Raw genomic sequence first — 18,713 nt, forward strand, 5'->3', positions numbered from 1 at the left:
GGCCCGGGCCTGCCGCCGCCCGACCCTCGCCCCGTCGTGGCTCCCCAAGAAGCGCGCGGCAACGCGGGGGCCGCCGGGCAAAGCCGCATCCGCGACCGGTGGTGTCGGAGCGCCCGCCGTGCTCGTGGCATGCCCGACATCCATGAGCCGCGGGGCCACGAGGTGTACGCATGGCTGGACGGCATGGGCCGCCGGTTGCCATGTTGTCGGAGGCGTCGGGTCGAGCAACCGACCGTCCTCGGCGCCGTCGTCCGTGGTGTGTCGGCTCGCACGCGGGCGTGGTGGCGTCGGGTCCAGGGAGGACGCGGTGGCCGCGTACGTGGGGTGTGGGGAGCGAACCTCGGCCGCTCGTTTGGCGCGGCGCCCCGGATGCGGCAATCGATCCGTGCCGCCTCCGCGCCGGGCCGCGGGGGCACCGGACCTCCACCGCGCCGTTCGGTCTCAGCCCCGGCTGCGCGACCGGTTCCAGTTCTCGCTGGTGGTGAAGTGGGTGTCGTAGAGCTCCTGGACGTCGAGGAGGCTCTCCGGCGGTACCTTGCCGTAGGCGATGCGCTCCAAGTGCCGGAAATACTCGAAGCGTTCGATGCCCGGGGTGATCACGATCAGGATGTCCGCGTCCTCCCCGGGTGCGGCGCCGAACGCGTGGTCGAGGCCCGGCGGCACGATGACCACGTCCCCCTTCTCGGCGGTCACCACTCGGTCGCCGGACAGGAGCTGCGCCGTCCCGTCGAGCAGGTAGAACAGTTCGGCCGACTGCGAATGCCGGTGCGGCGTGGCGCCGTTCGCGCCGTCGGCGAGGGTGACGCGCTGGGTGGACAGCGCGCCGCCGGTGGAACTGCTGTCCGCCAGGAGGCGGACGGTGGTCGGGGCGCGACCGATCACCTCCGCGTCGTTGGAGCGGACCAGGACGGAGTCGTCGAAGCCGGGAACGATGAGCGACATGGCGAATTCTCCTCGGTGCGGGTCGACAGGTTCGGGTCGTCGGGTGTATGGGAAGTTCGAACCACGGGCGGAAGCAACACGTTCCACAGCGGCAGCCCCAGCGTTCGTATGCGGCAGCCGCAGCGTACGTACCGTGTTGTTCTCCCGAGCACTGCGGTGTCCTTGCGTACCGCGGTGGTCTTGCGAGAAGACTGGTCCCACGCTCTTGGAAACCACATGGACACGGCATGGAGCCGGGCCGGTTTCGGCCCGCAGCCCTGCGCTCAGGTGGCGGTTCCCTCGCAGGCGTCCTCGGCCGCGCGGACGAATGCCCGGACGCGGGCGATGTTGTTGCTGTCCAGCCAGACCGGGCCTCACCGGACGGGGGCGGCGTCGTGGAAGGGGACGTAGGTGATGTCGGGGCGCGGGTAGAAGTGCGCGGCGTGTTCGCCGACGGGGAAGACGCCTTTGCCGGAAGCGATGAGGGCGAGTGCCTCGGGGAACGTGGTGGCGGTCGGGCCCTTGGGTACCGGCCGACCGGAGGGGGTCTGCGCGGGCGAGCGGTCGATGCGCCGTTCCTCCGCGGCGTCCATGGCTCGGCGCAGCGTGTCGTCCATGTCGCGGACCAGCGGCGCCAGTTCGTCGGCGAACCGACGACCCAGCGGGGTCAGGCGGACCTGGCGGGTGGTGCGCTCGAACAGGGGAGCGGCTCGCGATCGGGGCCTCGTTCGTGCTGATCCCGGGCGGCGCGGTACTGGCGACCGGAAGGAACAAGGGAATTCTCACGCGAGTACGGGAGTCCCGGGCCGTGTTCCCCGTCAGACCGGCGTCGTCGCGGGCATCATCCGTTTCGTCGCTCCGTCGACGGCGAACGACTTCAGGTGGGTGACCGTGCTGTCCGGCCTGGTGCGGTCGGCGACCTTGTACCAGTCCATCTGCACGCGTGCGGCGGTCACGTCCAGCACACCGCAGCCGTTGGCTTCGGATTCGCCCCATTGCAGGTGCGGGTTCAGCTTGAGGATCGCGGCGACGATCTGTGCGCCCGCGCCGCCGGGGTAGAGCGTGCCGAAGGGCGTAGAGGTGATCGACGTCATCACGAACTGCGTTGCGACCGGCGCCCCTCCGCCGGGCGCCGGGACCTCGCCGGCCCATGAGGAGTGCAGGTCGCCGGTCATGAAGACGGTGTTGCGTTTGTCGTGGTCGCGCAGGTGGGTGAACAACTCGCTCTGCTCGGCCCGGTAGCCGTCCCACTGGTCGGGGTTGACGGTCGCGGGCGCCCCGGGCCGGGCGCCGGGCAGCAGCCACGGCGCGGCCATGACGGAGCTGCCGATCAGGTTCCAGGTGGCGGTGCCGCGTGCGAGGCCGTCCTTGAGCCAGCCCATCTGGTCGCGGCCGGTGAGAGTGCGCGTTCGGTCGTCGAGGCCGGCGGTGTCGGTCGGCGCGACCTGCCGGGAGCGGAAACTGCGCAGGTCGAGCATGGTCAGGTCGACGAGGGTGCCGAAGGACAGGCGACGTTGGGTGGAGCCGGGCACCGCCCGGCGTACGGGCAGCCATTCGAAGTACGCCTGTTTCGCCGCCGCGACGCGGTCCGCCCAACTCCCGTCGGAGGCCGGATCGTGCTCGTCCGCCCCGCCGGACCACCACCCGTTGCACACCTCGTGGTCGTCCCACGTGGCGATGATCGGTACCGCGGCGTGCATCGCCTGCAAGTCGGGATCGGTGCGGGAACGGCCGTGCCGGGCCCGGTAGTCGGCCAACGTGCGGCACGCGGTGGGCGGTTCCATCGCCCGGACGGACCCCGGCTTGGTTGCGAACTCGTAGATGTAGTCCCCGAGATGGATCACCGCGTCGAGATCGCCGCGCCGTGCGAGGTGCCGGTAGCCGGCGAAGTGGCCGTTGGCGTAGCCGGCGCACGAGGCGATGCCGAAGCGCAGGCCCGGGACGTGCCGGCGGGCGGCCGGCGCGGTCCTGGTGCGCCCCACCGGCGAGCGATCGTGGGCGGTGCGGAAGCGGAAGTGGTAGGTGGTGGCGGGGCGCAGGCCGCGCACGTCGACGTGGACGGTGTGGTCGCGGTCGGGGCCGGTGCGGACCCGACCGGCGCGCACCGGATGCCGGAAGTCGCGATCGAGGGCGACCTCCCAGAACACGAGGCCGGCCGGGCCGCGCCGCGAACCCGGGCGGCAGTCGGGGGCGGGGGTGACGCGGGTCCAGATGACGACCCCGTCGGGCAGGGGGTCGCCGGACGCGACGCCGTGCAGGAACGACCCCCGCGCGACGCCGGCCGCCTCGGGGGCCTCGGCCTCGGCCGCCTGCGCGCCGGGGGCCGCGGCGACACCGGCCGCCGCCACGCCGGAGGCGGCGGCTGTGATGCGGACGAAGTCGCGGCGGTGCAGGGGAGTTCCCGTCATGCGTTCCTCCGGAAGGGTGTGGCACGGCCCGGTGGGACCGGGGCGCGGCGACCGAGATTAAAACACCTGCGTTAACTTGGGAAGGGGCAGGAGCGGAGCCCGGGTTGTCGAAAGGTCACAACGAGACGGTCGCCGCCCAAAGGAGCACGCGGATACACCCGCGAACCACACTCGCGGCCGTCCGTGCGATCGCGGCGGGCGTACCACGCAGGCGTGGCCGGTGATCCCGGCGGCTCCGGGGTACCCGCGGGCGCGGGGTTTCGGCAGGTGGGTGGGGCCGCTTGGCAGCGCCGGGCGTGATGGTGTCGGGCCCCTCCGGGCGGGCGGCTCCGTGGGCGCGCCTACTGCGATTTCAGTAGGTGGTCGTGCGCTTTCGGTAGGCCGCAGTGTCCGTAGCGGCATGACGACGGGACGGGTATTGCCGGGCGAGCCTTGAGCGGACATCGCTTCCGGAATATGGAGACCCTGACGTGGCGACTTTTCTGTATCGGCTCGGGCGCGGCGCCTTTCGGCGGCGCGGCTGGGTCGTTCTGGTGTGGCTGGGGGTGCTGGCCGCGGTCGCGGTGGGCGCTGCGGGGGCACCGGGGCCCTCGGACGAGGAGTTCTCGATGCCGGGGATCGAGTCGCAAAAGGCGTTCGATCTCATGGAAGAGCGTTTTCCCGGAGAGGCCGCGGACGGCGCCACCGCCCGCGTCGTCTTCGTCGCCCCGGACGGGCGGAAGGTGACCTCGGGCGACCTGCGGAAGGCCGTCGGGGACGCGGTGCGTTCGTTGTCCGGCGGCCCGCAGGTGGCCGGTGTCGCGGACCCGTTCGAGTCGAAGGCCGTCAGCAAGGACGGTTCGACGGCGTATGCGACCGTCACCTACAAGGTGGAGTCCTCCGAGGTCACCGATGCCGACCGTGCGGAGGTGGACAAGGCGGCGAACCAGGCGCGGGCGGCGGGCTTGACGGTGGAGACCGGCGGGTCGGCGATGGACAGCGGCGGCGGACCCGACGGGACCGCGGAGATCGTCGGCCTCTCGGTGGCGGCCATCGTGCTGCTGTTCACGTTCGGTTCGTTCGCGGCGGCGGGCCTGCCGCTGCTGACCGCGATCGTGGGCGTCGCCGTGAGCCTGTTCGGAATCCTGCTGCTGGCGGGCCCGTTGGGTCTGTCCTCGGACACGCTCACGCTCGGGATGATGCTGGGCCTGGCTGTGGGCATCGACTACGCCCTGTTCGTGGTGTCCCGCTACCGGGAGGAACGCGGGCGCGGCCGGGCACCGCAGGAGGCGGCCGGGGTGGCGGTGGGTACCGCCGGCTCGGCGGTCGTATTCGCCGGACTCACCGTGGTGATCGCCCTGTCGGGCCTGGCGGTGGTCGGGATTCCGACGCTGACGAAGATGGGCCTGGCCGCCGCGGGGACCGTCGCGGTCGCCGTGCTGGTCGCGTTGACGGTCGTCCCCGCACTGCTCGGCTTCCGGCCCGACGCGGTGCTGGCCCGCAAGGTCCGCAAGGCCCGTACCCGGGGCGACGATCGGGCCGTGCTCCCGAGCGGCGGACGAGACAACCTGGGCGCGCGCTGGGCGCGTTTCGTGCTGCGTCATCCGGTGCCGGTGCTGGTTCTCGGCGTGGTGGCCCTGGTCGCGCTCGCCGTGCCGATGGCGTCGCTGCAACTGGGCATGCCGGGTGACGAGGCCAAGTCCACCGCCACCACCGAGCGGCGGGCCTACGATGCGCTCGCCGAAGGTTTCGGCCCCGGCTTCAACGGCCCGCTGACCATCGTCGTGGACGCGAGGGGAGCGGCCGACCCGCGCGCCGCGGTGCGCGCCATCAGCGACCGGATCGGCGGCACGGACGGCATCGTGTCGGTCTCGCCGGCCGGCTTCAATCAGGCCGGCGACACGGCGGTCTTCCGGGCCACCCCGTCGACCAGCCCCACGGACGAGAAGACCAAAGCCCTGGTGGAGACGATCCGCCGCAACCGTACGGCCGTGGAGAAGCAGACATCGGCGACCTTCGAGGTCACCGGCACGACCGCGCTGAACATCGACATCGCGGCGAAGGTGCAGTCGGCGCTGGCACCGTATCTGGCGGTGGTGGGCGGCTTGGCGGTGGTGCTGCTGCTGTTGGTCTTCCGATCCGTACCGGTGCCGGTCAAGGCGGCCCTGGGTTTCGTGCTCTCGGTGCTGGCGGCGCTGGGTGTGCTGGTGCTGGTCTTCCAACAGGGACACGCCGCGGGCCTGTTCGGGGTGGAGCAGACCGGGCCGATCATGAGCCTGATGCCGATCTTCATGATGGGCATCGTCTTCGGGCTCGCCATGGACTACGAGGTCTTCCTGGTCTCCCGGATGCGGGAGGCGTACACCCACGGGGAGAGTGCCGGTCAGGCGGTCGTGTCCGGATTCCGGCACAGCGCCCGGGTGGTCACGGCCGCCGCGCTGATCATGATCGCGGTCTTCTCCGGGTTCATCGGGGAGCAGGGCTCGCTGATCAAGATGCTCGGGTTCGGCCTGGCCGCCGCGGTGCTCTTCGACGCCTTCGTGGTCCGGATGGCCATCGTGCCCGCCGTCCTGGCCCTGCTCGGCGACCGGGCCTGGTGGTTGCCGGCGTGGCTGGGCCGCGTCCTGCCCCGGGTCGATGTGGAAGGCGAGAAACTCGGCCACGCGCGGTCCGCCGGCCCGAACCCTCATCCGGACGGGCCGGTCGAGGCGCACGTGTGACCGGCTCCGCCCGCAGGACCGCCCGAGCAAGGTGCCTCGGGCGGTCCGCACGCCGTGCCGGCGATCATCGGCGACCATGGACCTCGGCCACGCCCCCTCGCGGAGACTACGATGACCAGCAATCTCGAACGATACGCGGAGCGCCATGCCCGGGCCGCGGACGTGGTGACGGCGGTGGCGTTGTGCGTCTGCACGCTCTTCGGGGCCCAGATCGGCACATCGGAATCCTCGCCCCCGCACGCCCTGTGGCCCGCCTGGATCCTCGCCGCCGGCAGCGCGGCCGTCATGGCCGCCCGCAGCCACCCGCGTGCCGCCCTCGCGGTCGCCGCCGCCGCGGCCGCCGTGCTGACCGGCCTGGGCTACCTGCCCAGCCCGCTGCTGCTGGCTCCGGTCATGGCCGCCCTGTACTGGCTTGCCGCGCTCACCGACTCGCGGACCACCGGCATCTACGGCTCGGCGACCCTCGCCGTCCTGGTGGCCACCTCGCTGGCAGGCGCGCCGCTCGGCGACGACCTCATGCTCCGGACCGTGGGCACGGTCCTGTGGCTGATGCTGCCGGTGTCCTTGGGCGGCAGAAGCCGCTTCCGGCGCGCCTTCCTCGAATCCGTCAAGGCCCGCGCCGCGAACGCCGAACGCACCCGCGAGGAGGAAGCCCGGCTCCGCGTCGCCGAGGAACGCATGCGCATCGCCCGCGAACTGCACGACGCCGTCGCCCACCACATGGCCGTCGCCCACGCCCAGGCCGGCACCGCCGCCCACCTCGCCGACACCCACCCCGAACAGACCCGCAAGATCCTCGCCGACCTGGTCGGCACCACCACCGCCGCGCTGCTGGAACTACGCGCCACCGTGGGCGTGCTGCGCCGGACCGCCGACCCGGACGCCGACCCACTGGCGCCCACCCCGGGCCTGGACCGGCTGCCGACACTCGTCGCGGGTTGCGCATCGGCCGGCCTGACGGTCACCGTCAGCACCGAAGGCGAGGCTCGTCCCCTGTCCCCGGGAGTGGACCTGACCGCCTACCGGATCATCCAGGAAGCCCTGACCAACGCCACGAAACACGCGCCCGACCACGCGGCCCGAGTCCGGCTCCACTACGCAAGCTCACGCCTGCTCGTCACCGTCACCAACGACGGCACGGCGAACGGCGGGGCCACCGTGCCGATGCCCGGCGGCGGATACGGACTGATGGGCATGCGCGAACGCGCCCACTCCGTCGGCGGCGACCTGCGCGCCGGCCCCCGACCCGAAGGCGGCTTCGAAGTCGCCGCCGCCCTCCCGCTCCAGCCCCACACCCCGGCGGACGCCCCGGCCGGACAACGACACGAGGACACCCGTTGACCATCCGCGTCCTGCTCGCCGACGACCAGGCCCTCCTGCGCGGCACCTTCCGCCTCCTGATCGACTCCTGCGACGACATGGAGGTCGTCGACGAAGCCGCCGACGGCCACCGAGCCGTGGAACTCGCCCGCGCCCACCGGCCGGACGTCGTCCTCATGGACATCCGCATGCCCGACACCGACGGCCTCGCCGCCACCGCCGCCATCTGCGAGGACCCCGACCTCACCGGCACCCGCGTGCTCATCCTGACCATGTTCGAGACCGAGGAATACGTCGCCCAGGCACTCCGCGTCGGCGCCAGCGGCTTCCTCGGCAAGTACGTCACCACGGACGCGCTGCTGGACGGAATCCGCACGGTCGCCGCAGGCGAAGCCCTGCTGTCACCGGGAGCCACCCAAGCCCTGATCACCCGCTTCCTCACCACCCCCGCCTCCGGACCACCCCTCGCCCCCGCCGAACGCCTCGCCGACCTCACCCCCCGCGAACAGGAAGTCACCGTCCTGGCGGCCCACGGCAAATCCAACGCGCAAATCGCCGGGGAACTCGTCCTGAGCGTCCTGACCGTCCGCACCCACATCCAACGCGCCATGACCAAACTCGGCGCCCGCGACCGCGCCCAACTCGTCGTCATCGCCTACCAAAACGGCCTTGTACGCCCTGAACCACCCAATCTCTGACGACAGCGGGGGAGCTTCCACTCGCCGACGACGAAGACTTCGAGGCATGGAACAGCAACCCGGCACCCCCGCGGTCCGGTTCCGTGTAGCCGGGCTCATCGACACAGAGGAGGTCCACACGGCAGCAGCGGGCGACGGTCCCGGCGAGAGCTTTGTGGCGAGAGCTTTGTGGTGAAAGCTTTGTGGTGAAAGCTTCGTGGCGCCGATGTATCACGTCCGTCCGAACCACGCGCGTGCCGCCATGATCGGGGCAGGGCGTGAGGAGGTGATCACCACACACTGCGGGACCACGCCCGCCGCCACCCACCGCGGCGGGCGGACGGCGTGGGTTCTCCTGTCCCCGGGTCCGTCGGTGTCACGTGGCGGAAGCAGTGGGGCGCGGGCGGATGCACCGGAGGTCGCGCCGATGGGTGTCGCCCAGGACATCGGTGACCACGAGCCTGATGTCGACCAAGGACAACCGCTCGCGGCCCTTGGCATTCAACGCGAGAAGTTCCATGCCCTCACGCCAGTTGCTCGACATCGGTATCGCCGCACCGGCCCCGAGATGCAGGAGGAAGAAGTCCCGATCCCGCTCGAGCCCGAGCGCCTCGAAGAAGTCGACCACGACATCGGAATCGACCCACCCCGCCGGCCTCGCGACCCGACCCGCGTACGCATCGGTCGCGCTCACCCGATACGACACCGAACGCACCACTGCCCGCCCGCCGCCCGCGTTCCTCAACGTCACCGTCCGGCGCGAATCCACCACCCGATGACTGCCACCATCGAATCCGGACCAACTCAAAACCGGCCGCAACGTATGCGACAACTGGATCCGAGTCACCACGATCCCGCCCAACAACGCCACCAACGCCGCACACGCGGAAGTGTCCAACACCGTGAACCGCCACGGCCATTCCCCCCGAACCCCACGATCCAGATTCGCCTTCACCACCTCCCACACCAGATCCACCACCACGAACCCCAATGCCACGGCCGGAAGCCACAACGACGCGCCACTCGCGGAAACCCGCCGCTGTGCCCAGGGGTCCGTGGCGGACCCGGTACCGGTCGACATCCATCCCCCAAGGTGTCGGTCGGCGTCACGTTCCCGAACGCCTGGCCCCATGAGACACCACCCATTCCCGGGCCGGAAGTGGTATCCGAGTCCCGAACTCGTCGGCGCAGCGGGGGCGCGGCGGTTCGGTGGCCTGGTGGCCTGGTGGCCTGGTGGCCTGGTGGCCTGGTGGCCTGGTGGCCTGGTGGTCCGGTGGTCTGGCGGTCTGGCGTCCGGTGGTCCGGTGGTCCGGTGGTCCGGATGAGGATGTGGTGCGGGAAATCAGGCGACCGATCGGGGAATCTCCGCTTTCCTTGGCAGGCCGGTCGGTTCCGTCGTTGTCGTCGTCGCTCGCCGACGTCCCGGTGTACCGCCCGCACTCTGCACGACCGCACAGGCACAGGCCATGACGGCCGGAGGTAACGGATGACCCTTGCGACAACCGCATTTGCCACGCTCCTGGGCTCCCTCGCACCCGCGGAGCTCGCCGAGGTGTTGGCGAGGCTGCCCGCGGACATCCGGCGAGATCTCCTGCGACTCCGACCCTCCGCCGACGTCGTCGCATGGGCCCTGGAGACCGGAAGCGCCGAGGACCGGCTCGTGCTCGCCGAGAACCCCGGGGTCGGCCGGCAGGTGCTGCGCCGCCTGCTGGAACGGGCGGAACCTCGGGTTGCCGTCGCGGTCTATGTGCATCCGGAGTTCACCGCCGCCGATCGCCGCACGGTGTGCGAAGCCGATGACCTCCCCGGCACCGTACGGGAGTTGCTGCTCACGACCCGGTCCCGGAAGCTGCTCGCTCCGGCGCTGCGCGCGAGTGACCCCGAGGTCGCCGCACATGCCGGCCGCAGCATCGGCGGGCCGAAGAAGAGGCGGCCGGAGGGCCGACCCGCGGAGTTGTACGCATGGATGGCGCAGACACCCCACGCACGCATTCGCCACCTGCGCGGCCGGGTAGCGCTCTTCCGTCCGGAGGACTGGTCGGTGTCGGACTGGCGAGAACTCGTCGAACTCCACCACCGACACCCCATGGCGGACACCGCCTGCCGGGCCGTCGTCGAGTCGGGCGTGTGTCCGAAGGAGGCGGCGCTCGCGTTCTTGGACTGTAGGCAGGGGAAGGCACTCGGTCACTTCTCCCGGCAACCGACAACGGCGATGGTCGACACGGCCGTGACCGCGCTGCGAGCCGGGCTGATCGACGCAGCGGATCTGCTGCACCGCGCGCAAGGGGCTCCCCGCATCCTGGAACTGATCATGGCGCTCCCTCGGAACTCGGGTGCCGGGGAGGCATTGCGGACGCTGCTCCACGAGCACCTCGGCGAGAACCCGGCACGCTGGGTGAGTCTGTTCGCACTGCTGCCCGGATTCACCGGCACGGTCGGCGCACTTCTCGAAGCGGCACAGGAACCCGCGACGGCAACGGCGGAACTCCACGAAGACCAGGCCTCGTTCCCGCACCTGCTCGGGCTTGCCGGGCCGAAGAACGCCCGGGCGATCGTCTCCGCACCGGGGCTCGCCGACGTCGTCTACCCTGTCAGCGCCGCAGGTTGGGCCCCCGGGCACGTCGTCGAGGCAGTCGTCGACGAGATCACCGACGAACGGGAGTTGCTGCGAATCGCCGGGGAGGCGAAGAGCCGCCCGGAGGTCTACCTACCGCTCCTGAGCCGTGACGACCCCGACGTGAACGCAGCGGTCCTCATCCACAGCAGTGTTCCGGGAGTAATCGCCCGGCGAGTCGTGGCCGGTGTGCCGTTCGGACCGGGTCGGCGGAAGACGCTGCGAACGACCCGGAGGCTCACGTCCCACCTCATCTCGGGCCTGAACAAGAACATCGAGACGAAACACCTCACCCCCTACGCCAACGACGCCGGCGTCCTGGCCGAAGCGGTACTCGACGTGCGTGACCGTCTGCGGGACAGCGAGCAACTCACCGCCGCCGCTTCCCTGGTGCGCACCGGGCGCGTCGACATCCTCCGGGACGTCATCGCCAACGGCCAGATCCAGAACGTACCCGTCTCCCTGACGGTGTCCGACGTGCTCCGGGCAGCCGACCCGGCAGCCTTCCTGGACGCCCGGATCACCGAGGCACGCCGCCACGAGTGTGTGGAAGGAGTCGAGCTGAACGCCGACGCGTTGGACGATTTTCTGGAATGGGACTGGATTCGCGAGGCCCTCGCCGACGGCCGCCCCTTCAGCGGCGCCGCGCTGCGCGACCTCTGCACCCGCCCGCACTGTCCCGACGATGTTTCGCTGGCCCTGCTGCGGGCCGATCCGACGCGGACCGCGACCTGGCTCGCCCACCGCTCGCCGGAACACGCGCGCTCGGCCCTCGCCCTGCTGCCCGGAGACCAGGTGTCCGCCGCCCTCCTCGAGGACTGTGTGAAGTCGGGCGCCCTCACCCTCACCGACCTGTTCGCCCTCGGCCGCCCGGCGGAGGCGGTCCTGCGCACCGGTCACCCGGTACCCGCGGACCTCGTGGCCGACCTCGTTTCGGCAACTGCGGACGCGTGGGCCGTCGTTGCCCGACTTCTGGCGGACTTCCCCGGCACTCTCCGCGAGTTGATCGACACGGTGAAGGCGATCACGGGCCTTCCCGCCGACTGACGCTGCCGGCTGACGCCGCAGCGGACCCGCTGCGGATCCGCTGCGGATCCGCCGCGGCCCGGGGCCCGGGGCCCGGGGCCCGGGGCCCGGGGCCCGCGGCCCGCGGCCCCCGGCCCCCGGGCTCCGGGCTCCGGCCCCCGGGCTCCGGGCTCCGGGCTCCGGGCTCCGGGCTCCGGGCTCCGGGCTCCGGGCTCCGGGCTCCGGGCTCCGGGCTCCGGGCTCCGGGCTCCGGGCCCCGAGCCCCGAGCCCCGGGCCCCGGCCCCGGGAGCCTCACACCCACACGCGATCGGTCTCTCACCAGCGCATGCCGAGTTCGGTGAGCAGCCGCTCCCGTTCCTCGCCCAGCGAATCCCGCCGCGTGCGTTGGTTGTTGATCCATTTGCCCAGTCGTACCAAGACCACCTCACCCGACCCGACCGCGGCCACGGTCTCGACATGAGCCCGAGGCACCTCCAGATGCCCTTCCCGCCCCCGATACCGGACCGCCGCCGCGAACGCGGTCCTCCAGGCCCCTTTCCCACGCCGCGCCCGCACCCCGAGCACCCCGCCTCCCTCGCCGACACCGGCCGCGCCGGCCGGGCGGCCGGGGCCCGCGTCACCAACCACTGCGTCGCTGCCTCCTTCGAGCTCACTGCCGAACTCGTCGAACTCGTCGAACTCGTCGAACTCGTCGAACTCGTCCAACTCGCCGAGCCGCCGGCGCTGTCCGGGGATCGAGTTCGGCGCGTACAGCCGCTCGGCGCTCACGGCACCCACGGCACCCACGGCACCCACGGCACTCACGGCACTCACGGCACCCGGCGCCGAGGCTGGGAGCCACCGCCCACCACTCACACCGAGGGGCACCGGTACCGCCACTGGCACTGGCCCCGCAACACGCCAGCTCATCAAAGCCACCCGCGTCGTTCCCCACGCGTACGCCGGCCGCCCCCTGCGGGGCGGCCATCGCACACCTGATCCAAGCCGAAGGCCGAAGGCCGAGAGCGAGCCTTCGACTATCGGATCTGTCATCGCCGTGGCCACGATGACAGGCATCCGCGCTGCACTGACCAGGTCCGTGGAGCCCGTTCGCGAACCGATGGACTCACGAACGGGCTCGCGGCTCGCGGTTCTCAGTGATAGGCCCAGAGGTAGTAGTAGCCATCGGTGTGCGGGCCCCGGCACTGGGTCGCCCATCCGGTGGCGTAGGTCAGCTGGACCGCAGCCGAATGGCACTCGACGGAGAAGAAGTACCTGTTGCCGGTGTACCGCCACTGCACGGCGGCGACCTCATCGGCGGAGACCCCACCGGCGGCGCCGGCACGTACCGCCACGGCAGGCCCCGCGTCGTTCGTGGAAGCTGTCGCCTGTGCCGGCACGGACAAGGCGCCCACGACGATCGCCGCGCCCATCCCGACCGCAGCGATCCTCTTGCGTATTCCCATGCCTCTCCCTCGTTCTGGCCGATACCGCGGCAGACGCGGCCGGCCGTGAAACCATCCGGTGAAGTTCGGCCGACTCCGGCACCAACGTCCGAGACGACGACCTCGAACGATCCTGCGCTGCGCCATGTCGGCCTGTTCCGCACCGGAAATCCCCCGCACTGTGGGAACGGGACCGATTCGGATGCGGAACACCCAGCGTCCGTGGGGCAATCCGGCATGGTCAAGACGACTTCACCGTCCCGGACAGGCGAGACGGCGTCCTGCCTGGTCAGCACCTCGTCCCGATACCGTCCAGGACAGGATCCGTCCACCCGACCGCGGTAGCTGCGGGGCCGCGACTTCCGGTGCTTGCCCTGCCCAGCGGATTATTGGGGTGCCCAGCCTAGGAACGGTTCGGACCGGCCCACCGCCCGATCGCCCAAGTCATCGCAGCCCTGGCCTTGTTGACTCCTGACGCCAGCCATCCGACACCGAGGACACCCGACCGGACTCGGAAGACATCGTGACCGACACCGGGGCCACGGCCGCTCGCGGTGCGTCGATGTGTACTGAAGCCGAGCGCCGGCCTGCGGGTATCCGTGAACTCCCGTGCGAACGGGCCGATTGGGGGAGATGAACGACGTTGTCACCGCGAGCAGGCCGACTGGGGTCAGGCGACGTTCTCACCTCGACGTCGGTTACCTTCGGCCCACCATCGGCGGCACACACGAGCGCGGCCTCCGCGACAGGTTTGGCGACCGCAGGCGCTGCGTACACACGGGAACGACAGCCGCCGGCAGCCCTCGACCCCGAACGACCGCGCACGAACGGGGCTCCCGACGACACTCGTTCGCATCACAACCACCCCCGCGCGCCCCGGCGGGAGAGCGCCACAGCTCCGGCGCCGGGCCGGCAGATGCCAGCCGCCGAGAGGCCGCACCACGGTTGTCTTGGACGCGAACAGTCACGACTTCGCGAGGATACCGAGTGAACCGTCGGGATCACTCACCGTCCTGACGTTCACCGGCACCGCGGGGCAGAAAGCAGCCTTCACCTCCTCCAGCGGCACGATCAGCCAAATCAACGCCGCAATGCCGGCGCCGAACCCCAACGGAACGTCCTAACTCGGCGCCAGGACCACGGTCATCATCCACGCCGGCAACGACGTGACCTTTGCGCTCATCCATGCGTCCACGGCCCACCCTCACCTGCGTGGTGACTTCACGACGAAGCCCCGCCCGAGATTCGGGCGGGGCGGCTCATCCCCACCCGCGTGGGGACTTCTTGTACGTGACCCGGCCGCGTGGCGAACAGCTCGGCTCACCCCCACCTGCGTGGGGACTTCGCGCGCCACCGGTCATGCGAGAAATGACCCCTCGGCTCACCCCCACCTGCGTGGGGACTTCGTCACCGGCCGCGCCTACTACGACCCCAAAGCCGGCTCACCCCCACCTGCGTGGGGACTTCTCCATGGTGAGCCGGTACGCCCTGTGTTTGATCGGCTCACCCCCACCTGCGTGGGGACTTCGCCTGGTGGGGCCTGTTGTCGTTGGCCGTGAACGGCTCACCCCCACCTGCGTGGGGACTTCCACGTCCCGCTCGCTCGTCTCGGCGAGCTTGGCGGCTCACCCCCACCTGCGTGGGGACTTCCTGCGCGACACGGCCACGAGGAGCAATCCCGTCGGCTCACCCCCACCTGCGTGGGGACTTCCGGCGCGGAAAACGAAAAGTCGGTCTGCACGACGGCTCACCCCCACCTGCGTGGGGACTTCGCCGCAGCGAAAACTGAGAACCTACAACAAGGGGGCTCACCCCCACCTGCGTGGGGACTTCGGAAGTGTCAACCGCAGTGCGCGTGTTCGCGGCGGCTCACCCCCACCTGCGTGGGGACTTCAGCCGTCATCAACACGGTCCCAAAGTTGGCGACGGCTCACCCCCACCTGCGTGGGGACTTCCGATACGCCGCCACCTGACCCGGAGACCAGGCCGGCTCACCCCCACCTGCGTGGGGACTTCCTCGGGCCCAGGTCACCGGTGGCGAGGCAACGCGGCTCACCCCCACCTGCGTGGGGACTTCCTCGATCAGGTCTGAGAGGGACTGGTATCCCCCGGCTCACCCCCACCTGCGTGGGGACTTCTCTCGGTGACCTGCGGGTTCTCGAGGGCTTTGCCGATTCGTGATCCAATTCCGTTCATTGCGGCAAGATATCTTCCTGAATTCGCCTTGTGGGCTGGCAGCTGTCCCCGGAAGTCGTCGCATGGGTGTCCCGATCATGGCGATGGTCGGATGGATGCGTCCAGTCGGTTTGCGCCGAGTCAGAGTCCGAAGAGGTGCTTCCGTCGACATCCCGGAGGGCGGTCCGCCCAGACCCATCACGGTCGCAGGAGTAAGCATACGAGCCTGGCCCGGGCTATCTCACGACCGGCAGAACCACACCGACGACGACATTCCGCGCCCTGTTCCGCCTCGGGGGACACCTGTGCACGCCCGTTCCGGCGGGGCGTGCGCTGGCGGTGCGGAACCAAGAAAGATGGTTGCTGCAAGTCGGACCCGTATCGTCGGGGCGCTACTGGCATCCAGGCTCGACACGTTCCTATCGCTTCTCGCTGTGTCGGCGCACTGTGGCTACGAACTCGCGTCAAAAGGTGGTGTGATCATCGATCCGAGCGGCGGCGCGTCCGGTGACTCCGGGTGGGTGCACGCCCGAAGGGCAGCTGGCGTTGGCTGTCAAGATCGGTCACACGCTCATCTCGCTGCATGCAGACGGCTCGGCGGACGTGGCTTCCTCCGAGTCAGCAGCGCGCATTGTCGTGGGTATGTAATGAAGTAACGATCCGCGGACGGAGCGTTGGCATCATTGCGGAGTCTCACTGCGGGCCGTTCTATCGACGAGGTGAGAATTACGGTTTCCGCTCGGGCTGGTGCGCGGCCTTGCCTGTCTTGGGACTTCAGCCTTATCGGGAGTGCTTCAACCCAGTAGGTGGAGCTCCGCGTTGCCGGCCGGGTTGCCCTGGCCGGCCAAAGGGGTCCTGTTGCTGGGCTGTATGTACGCTCGGTGGCTTCGGATTCGATTTCCCCGGTGTGATTAGGCCCGCAGTTGCGCATGTACATACTGCATTCATTCCGGCGCGCGCGTCATTGTGACCACAACGTTCCGTGACAATCGGAAACCCGGGGTGGCACATCGTGGCCTGTATCTGGGAAATCGATCCGTCGGCCCTGTCCGTCAAGCACTTGGGAAGTCGGCGGAGGAACTGGGGAACTCTCAGGGCGGGGAGCAGTGTCCGGACACTTGGCAGGTCAGCAACGACGCCGTCGGCCCTCATCGGCCGGGATCCGACCGAGGCCTACATTCGCGTCTGCCAGCAGGGGGTGCTCGGAGCCGGAGAACGGCGTGTCGTGATTCGCGGCGAAGCCGGATATTCCCGATGCTTGACACCCATGCCCCGTGCTTCCCGCGGAGCATGGCCTCCGGCTTGGAAAGAGGCGTACCGTCGGGCATTTCACGCCGGGGATGGGATCATTTGACACCGCGATTTGGCCCGACATTAGCTGTGCCACCAACCTTCACACCGTGATGAGTAAGCTTCGCCGTTGGCTGGGCAGCGACCCCGACGGAGAGCCGTACCTGCCGATGAGCGGCGACGCCGGCTACCGCTTCGCCTCGGGCATGACCTGTGACTGGACCCGTTTCGAGCGCCTGGTCCGCAAGGGCGTGCGGCTGGGCCCGCTGGGCGGCGCCGACCTGACCACGGCCCTGTCCTTGGTGTGCGGACGCCCGTTCGGCGGCACCAGCCCCCGCAGCTACATCTGGGCGGAGTACCTGCACCAGACATGACGTCGTCGATCGTCGACGTGGCGCGCGCCTGGGCGAACTGCGCCTGCGCGACGGCGATGTCCGCGGCGCGAAGCTCGCCCTGAGCAAGGGCGTCGAGGTCTGCCCCGAGTCCGAGATGCTCTAACGTTTGATGTTCCATACCGCCTACCTTTCCGGCGACGTCGACGAACTTGAGGCGTACGCCGCACGCCTCAACCGCCTGCTCGACGATCTCGGGTGCGATATGGAGGACGACACGATCGACCTTCTCCGTTCTCTCGTGGAGCCTGCCGCGGGATAGGGCACTGCCATCGACGATCCCGAGTTCCGGCCCGGCAAGGCCCTCCGAGGGGGCATGTGCACGAACCGCCAACCGGAGAAACCGAATCAGGCAAGCCATTGCCTGATTACTCCGATATTCGATCACGGATCGATAACGACCCCAGGAAGCCGCAGGTCAGCAAGGGAAGTCCCCACGCAGGTGGGGGTGAGCCGTAGCTCTCCCAGCCAGCGCATTGGATCGCCATGAAGTCCCCACGCAGGTGGGGGTGAGCCGCCCGGCGCCACCTGGCGCTGAGGTCTCCTGACGAAGTCCCCACGCAGGTGGGGGTGAGCCGGGCGTCGTACGACGCGTACAGGCCGGTGCACAGAAGTCCCCACGCAGGTGGGGGTGAGCCGCCGGCGCCCATCCCCGCGCAGCCGACGCACGCGAAGTCCCCACGCAGGTGGGGGTGAGCCGTTCGCCGCGTCATCGACGGTGGGATTGGGCATGAAGTCCCCACGCAGGTGGGGGTGAGCTGGCCACGATCGACCCCGGCACGAGCCCGGAATGGAAGTCCCCACGCAGGTGGGGGTGAGCCGTGGATGTGCAGTGTGGAGGATGCTTCTCGTTGGAAGTCCCCACGCAGGTGGGGGTGAGCCGCGGCGGCGGACCCGGACGGTCGCCAACCGGGCGAAGTCCCCACGCAGGTGGGGGTGAGCCGCGGGTGCCCCATCCCTCGAACGTGCCGTCCTCGAAGTCCCCACGCAGGTGGGGGTGAGCCGGCCTCGCCGATCGGTACAAGGTGCTGCTCGACGAAGTCCCCACGCAGGTGGGGGTGAGCCGACCCCTTCGTGGATGTTGTGCCAGCGGTGGAGGAAGTCCCCACGCAGGTGGGGGTGAGCCGGTCCCTTTGAGGTTCGTGCGGAGTACGCGCAGGAAGTCCCCACGCAGGTGGGGGTGAGCCGCGGAACATGGCCTTCTCCGCGAGGTACATCTGGAAGTCCCCACGCAGGTGGGGGTGAGCCGTATACCGGCCGCCCCGACTCCCCCTCCGGCCGGAAGTCCCCACGCAGGTGGGGGTGAGCCGTCCGTCTGCATCCGCCGATACATGAACCTTCCGAAGTCCCCACGCAGGTGGGGGTGAGCCGTACTCAGAACGCGCCCGCAGGTTGGCGTTCGTGAAGTCCCCACGCAGGTGGGGGTGAGCCGACACTGCCGCGGCGCACCTGGGGTCGCGAACGGAAGTCCCCACGCAGGTGGGGGTGAGCCGACCGAACTCGACCCGCGCGGGAAGATCGACCCGAAGTCCCCACGCAGGTGGGGGTGAGCCGTCCTCCTGGAATGGCCCGCCCGTCGAGCCCGGGAAGTCCCCACGCAGGTGGCGGTGAGCCGTCGCCGTGTGCGCGCAGCGCGACCAGGTCGCCGAAGTCCCCACGCAGGTGGGGGTGAGCCGACGAAGGGTCCATCTTCAAAGCCAGCAACCTCGAAGTCCCCACGCAGGTGGGGGTGAGCCGTCGCGGTAGCGCACGGCGCCTTCGATCGA

The 18,713-nt window shown here is 70.1% G+C and carries 13 protein-coding genes, 1 pseudogene and 2 CRISPR repeat arrays; of the genes and pseudogenes, 6 read left to right on the plus strand and 8 right to left on the minus strand.

The window, feature by feature from the left end; all coding sequences use genetic code 11:
- Positions 1-441 precede the first annotated feature (441 nt).
- The 3 genes from ACIBM5_RS33000 to ACIBM5_RS33010 all read right to left on the minus strand — a co-directional run bounded on the left by ACIBM5_RS33000 (position 442) and on the right by ACIBM5_RS33010 (position 3,329).
- Positions 442-942, minus strand: a complete 501-nt coding sequence (locus ACIBM5_RS33000; protein WP_396010292.1) for a cupin domain-containing protein — start codon at positions 940-942, stop codon at positions 442-444.
- Positions 943-1,295: 353 nt separating this feature from the next.
- Positions 1,296-1,538: a hypothetical protein gene (locus ACIBM5_RS33005; RefSeq protein WP_396010293.1), complete on the minus strand. Its 243-nt coding sequence runs from the start codon at positions 1,536-1,538 to the stop codon at positions 1,296-1,298.
- Positions 1,539-1,739: 201 nt separating this feature from the next.
- A complete protein-coding gene (locus ACIBM5_RS33010; RefSeq protein WP_396010294.1) occupies positions 1,740-3,329 on the minus strand; it encodes an alkaline phosphatase D family protein in 1,590 nt (529 codons plus the stop codon).
- A gap of 470 nt (positions 3,330-3,799) precedes the next feature.
- Between ACIBM5_RS33010 and ACIBM5_RS33015 the strand changes: the two genes are divergently transcribed.
- From ACIBM5_RS33015 to ACIBM5_RS33025, 3 genes are all read left to right on the plus strand, one after another.
- Positions 3,800-6,028, plus strand: a complete 2,229-nt coding sequence (locus tag ACIBM5_RS33015) for an MMPL family transporter (protein WP_396010295.1) — start codon at positions 3,800-3,802, stop codon at positions 6,026-6,028.
- Positions 6,029-6,139: 111 nt separating this feature from the next.
- On the plus strand, positions 6,140-7,369 hold the full coding sequence (locus tag ACIBM5_RS33020; RefSeq protein ID WP_396010296.1) for a sensor histidine kinase: 1,230 nt from the start codon (positions 6,140-6,142) through the stop codon (positions 7,367-7,369).
- Entirely contained in the window at positions 7,366-8,046 is a 681-nt protein-coding gene (locus ACIBM5_RS33025; protein WP_396010297.1) for a response regulator, read from the plus strand. Before ACIBM5_RS33020 ends, ACIBM5_RS33025 begins: the two co-directional genes overlap by 4 nt.
- 49 nt (positions 8,047-8,095) lie before the next feature.
- On the opposite strand, the pseudogene ACIBM5_RS33030 reads toward ACIBM5_RS33025, so the two are convergent.
- Together ACIBM5_RS33030 and ACIBM5_RS33035 are read right to left on the minus strand one after the other, a co-directional pair.
- Positions 8,096-8,194, minus strand: a pseudogene (locus ACIBM5_RS33030) (AAA family ATPase); the annotation flags it as partial.
- A gap of 207 nt (positions 8,195-8,401) precedes the next feature.
- Positions 8,402-9,022 carry a hypothetical protein gene (locus ACIBM5_RS33035; protein ID WP_396010298.1) on the minus strand — a complete coding sequence of 207 codons (621 nt, stop codon included), beginning with the start codon at positions 9,020-9,022 and terminating at the stop codon, positions 8,402-8,404.
- 489 nt (positions 9,023-9,511) lie between these two features.
- On the opposite strand from ACIBM5_RS33035, the gene ACIBM5_RS33040 reads away from it, so the two are divergent.
- A complete protein-coding gene (locus ACIBM5_RS33040) occupies positions 9,512-11,686 on the plus strand; it encodes a hypothetical protein (protein ID WP_396010299.1) in 2,175 nt (724 codons plus the stop codon).
- A gap of 295 nt (positions 11,687-11,981) precedes the next feature.
- On the opposite strand, the gene ACIBM5_RS33045 is transcribed toward ACIBM5_RS33040, so the two are convergent.
- From ACIBM5_RS33045 to ACIBM5_RS33055, 3 genes are all read right to left on the minus strand, one after another.
- Positions 11,982-12,443, minus strand: coding sequence for a helicase associated domain-containing protein (locus ACIBM5_RS33045; protein ID WP_396010300.1), 462 nt, complete (start codon positions 12,441-12,443; stop codon positions 11,982-11,984).
- 356 nt (positions 12,444-12,799) lie between these two features.
- Positions 12,800-13,111: a hypothetical protein gene (locus ACIBM5_RS33050; protein WP_396010301.1), complete on the minus strand. Its 312-nt coding sequence runs from the start codon at positions 13,109-13,111 to the stop codon at positions 12,800-12,802.
- A 943-nt stretch (positions 13,112-14,054) separates the two neighbouring features.
- Positions 14,055-14,201 carry a hypothetical protein gene (locus ACIBM5_RS33055; RefSeq protein WP_396010302.1) on the minus strand — a complete coding sequence of 49 codons (147 nt, stop codon included), beginning with the start codon at positions 14,199-14,201 and terminating at the stop codon, positions 14,055-14,057.
- A gap of 83 nt (positions 14,202-14,284) precedes the next feature.
- Positions 14,285-15,228: direct repeats of the CRISPR family, unit length 29 nt; unit sequence CGGCTCACCCCCACCTGCGTGGGGACTTC.
- A 1,440-nt stretch (positions 15,229-16,668) separates the two neighbouring features.
- Here ACIBM5_RS33055 and ACIBM5_RS33060 point away from each other — a divergent pair.
- Positions 16,669-16,929 carry a hypothetical protein gene (locus tag ACIBM5_RS33060; RefSeq protein ID WP_396010303.1) on the plus strand — a complete coding sequence of 87 codons (261 nt, stop codon included), beginning with the start codon at positions 16,669-16,671 and terminating at the stop codon, positions 16,927-16,929.
- A gap of 130 nt (positions 16,930-17,059) precedes the next feature.
- Positions 17,060-17,209, plus strand: coding sequence for a hypothetical protein (locus tag ACIBM5_RS33065; protein ID WP_396010304.1), 150 nt, complete (start codon positions 17,060-17,062; stop codon positions 17,207-17,209).
- A 165-nt stretch (positions 17,210-17,374) separates the two neighbouring features.
- Positions 17,375-18,684: direct repeats of the CRISPR family, unit length 29 nt; unit sequence GAAGTCCCCACGCAGGTGGGGGTGAGCCG.
- Positions 18,685-18,713: the final 29 nt, after the last annotated feature.

It is taken from the genome of Embleya sp. NPDC050493 (assembly GCF_044458105.1).
In the GTDB taxonomy this organism is placed as follows: Bacteria; Actinomycetota; Actinomycetes; order Streptomycetales; family Streptomycetaceae; genus Embleya.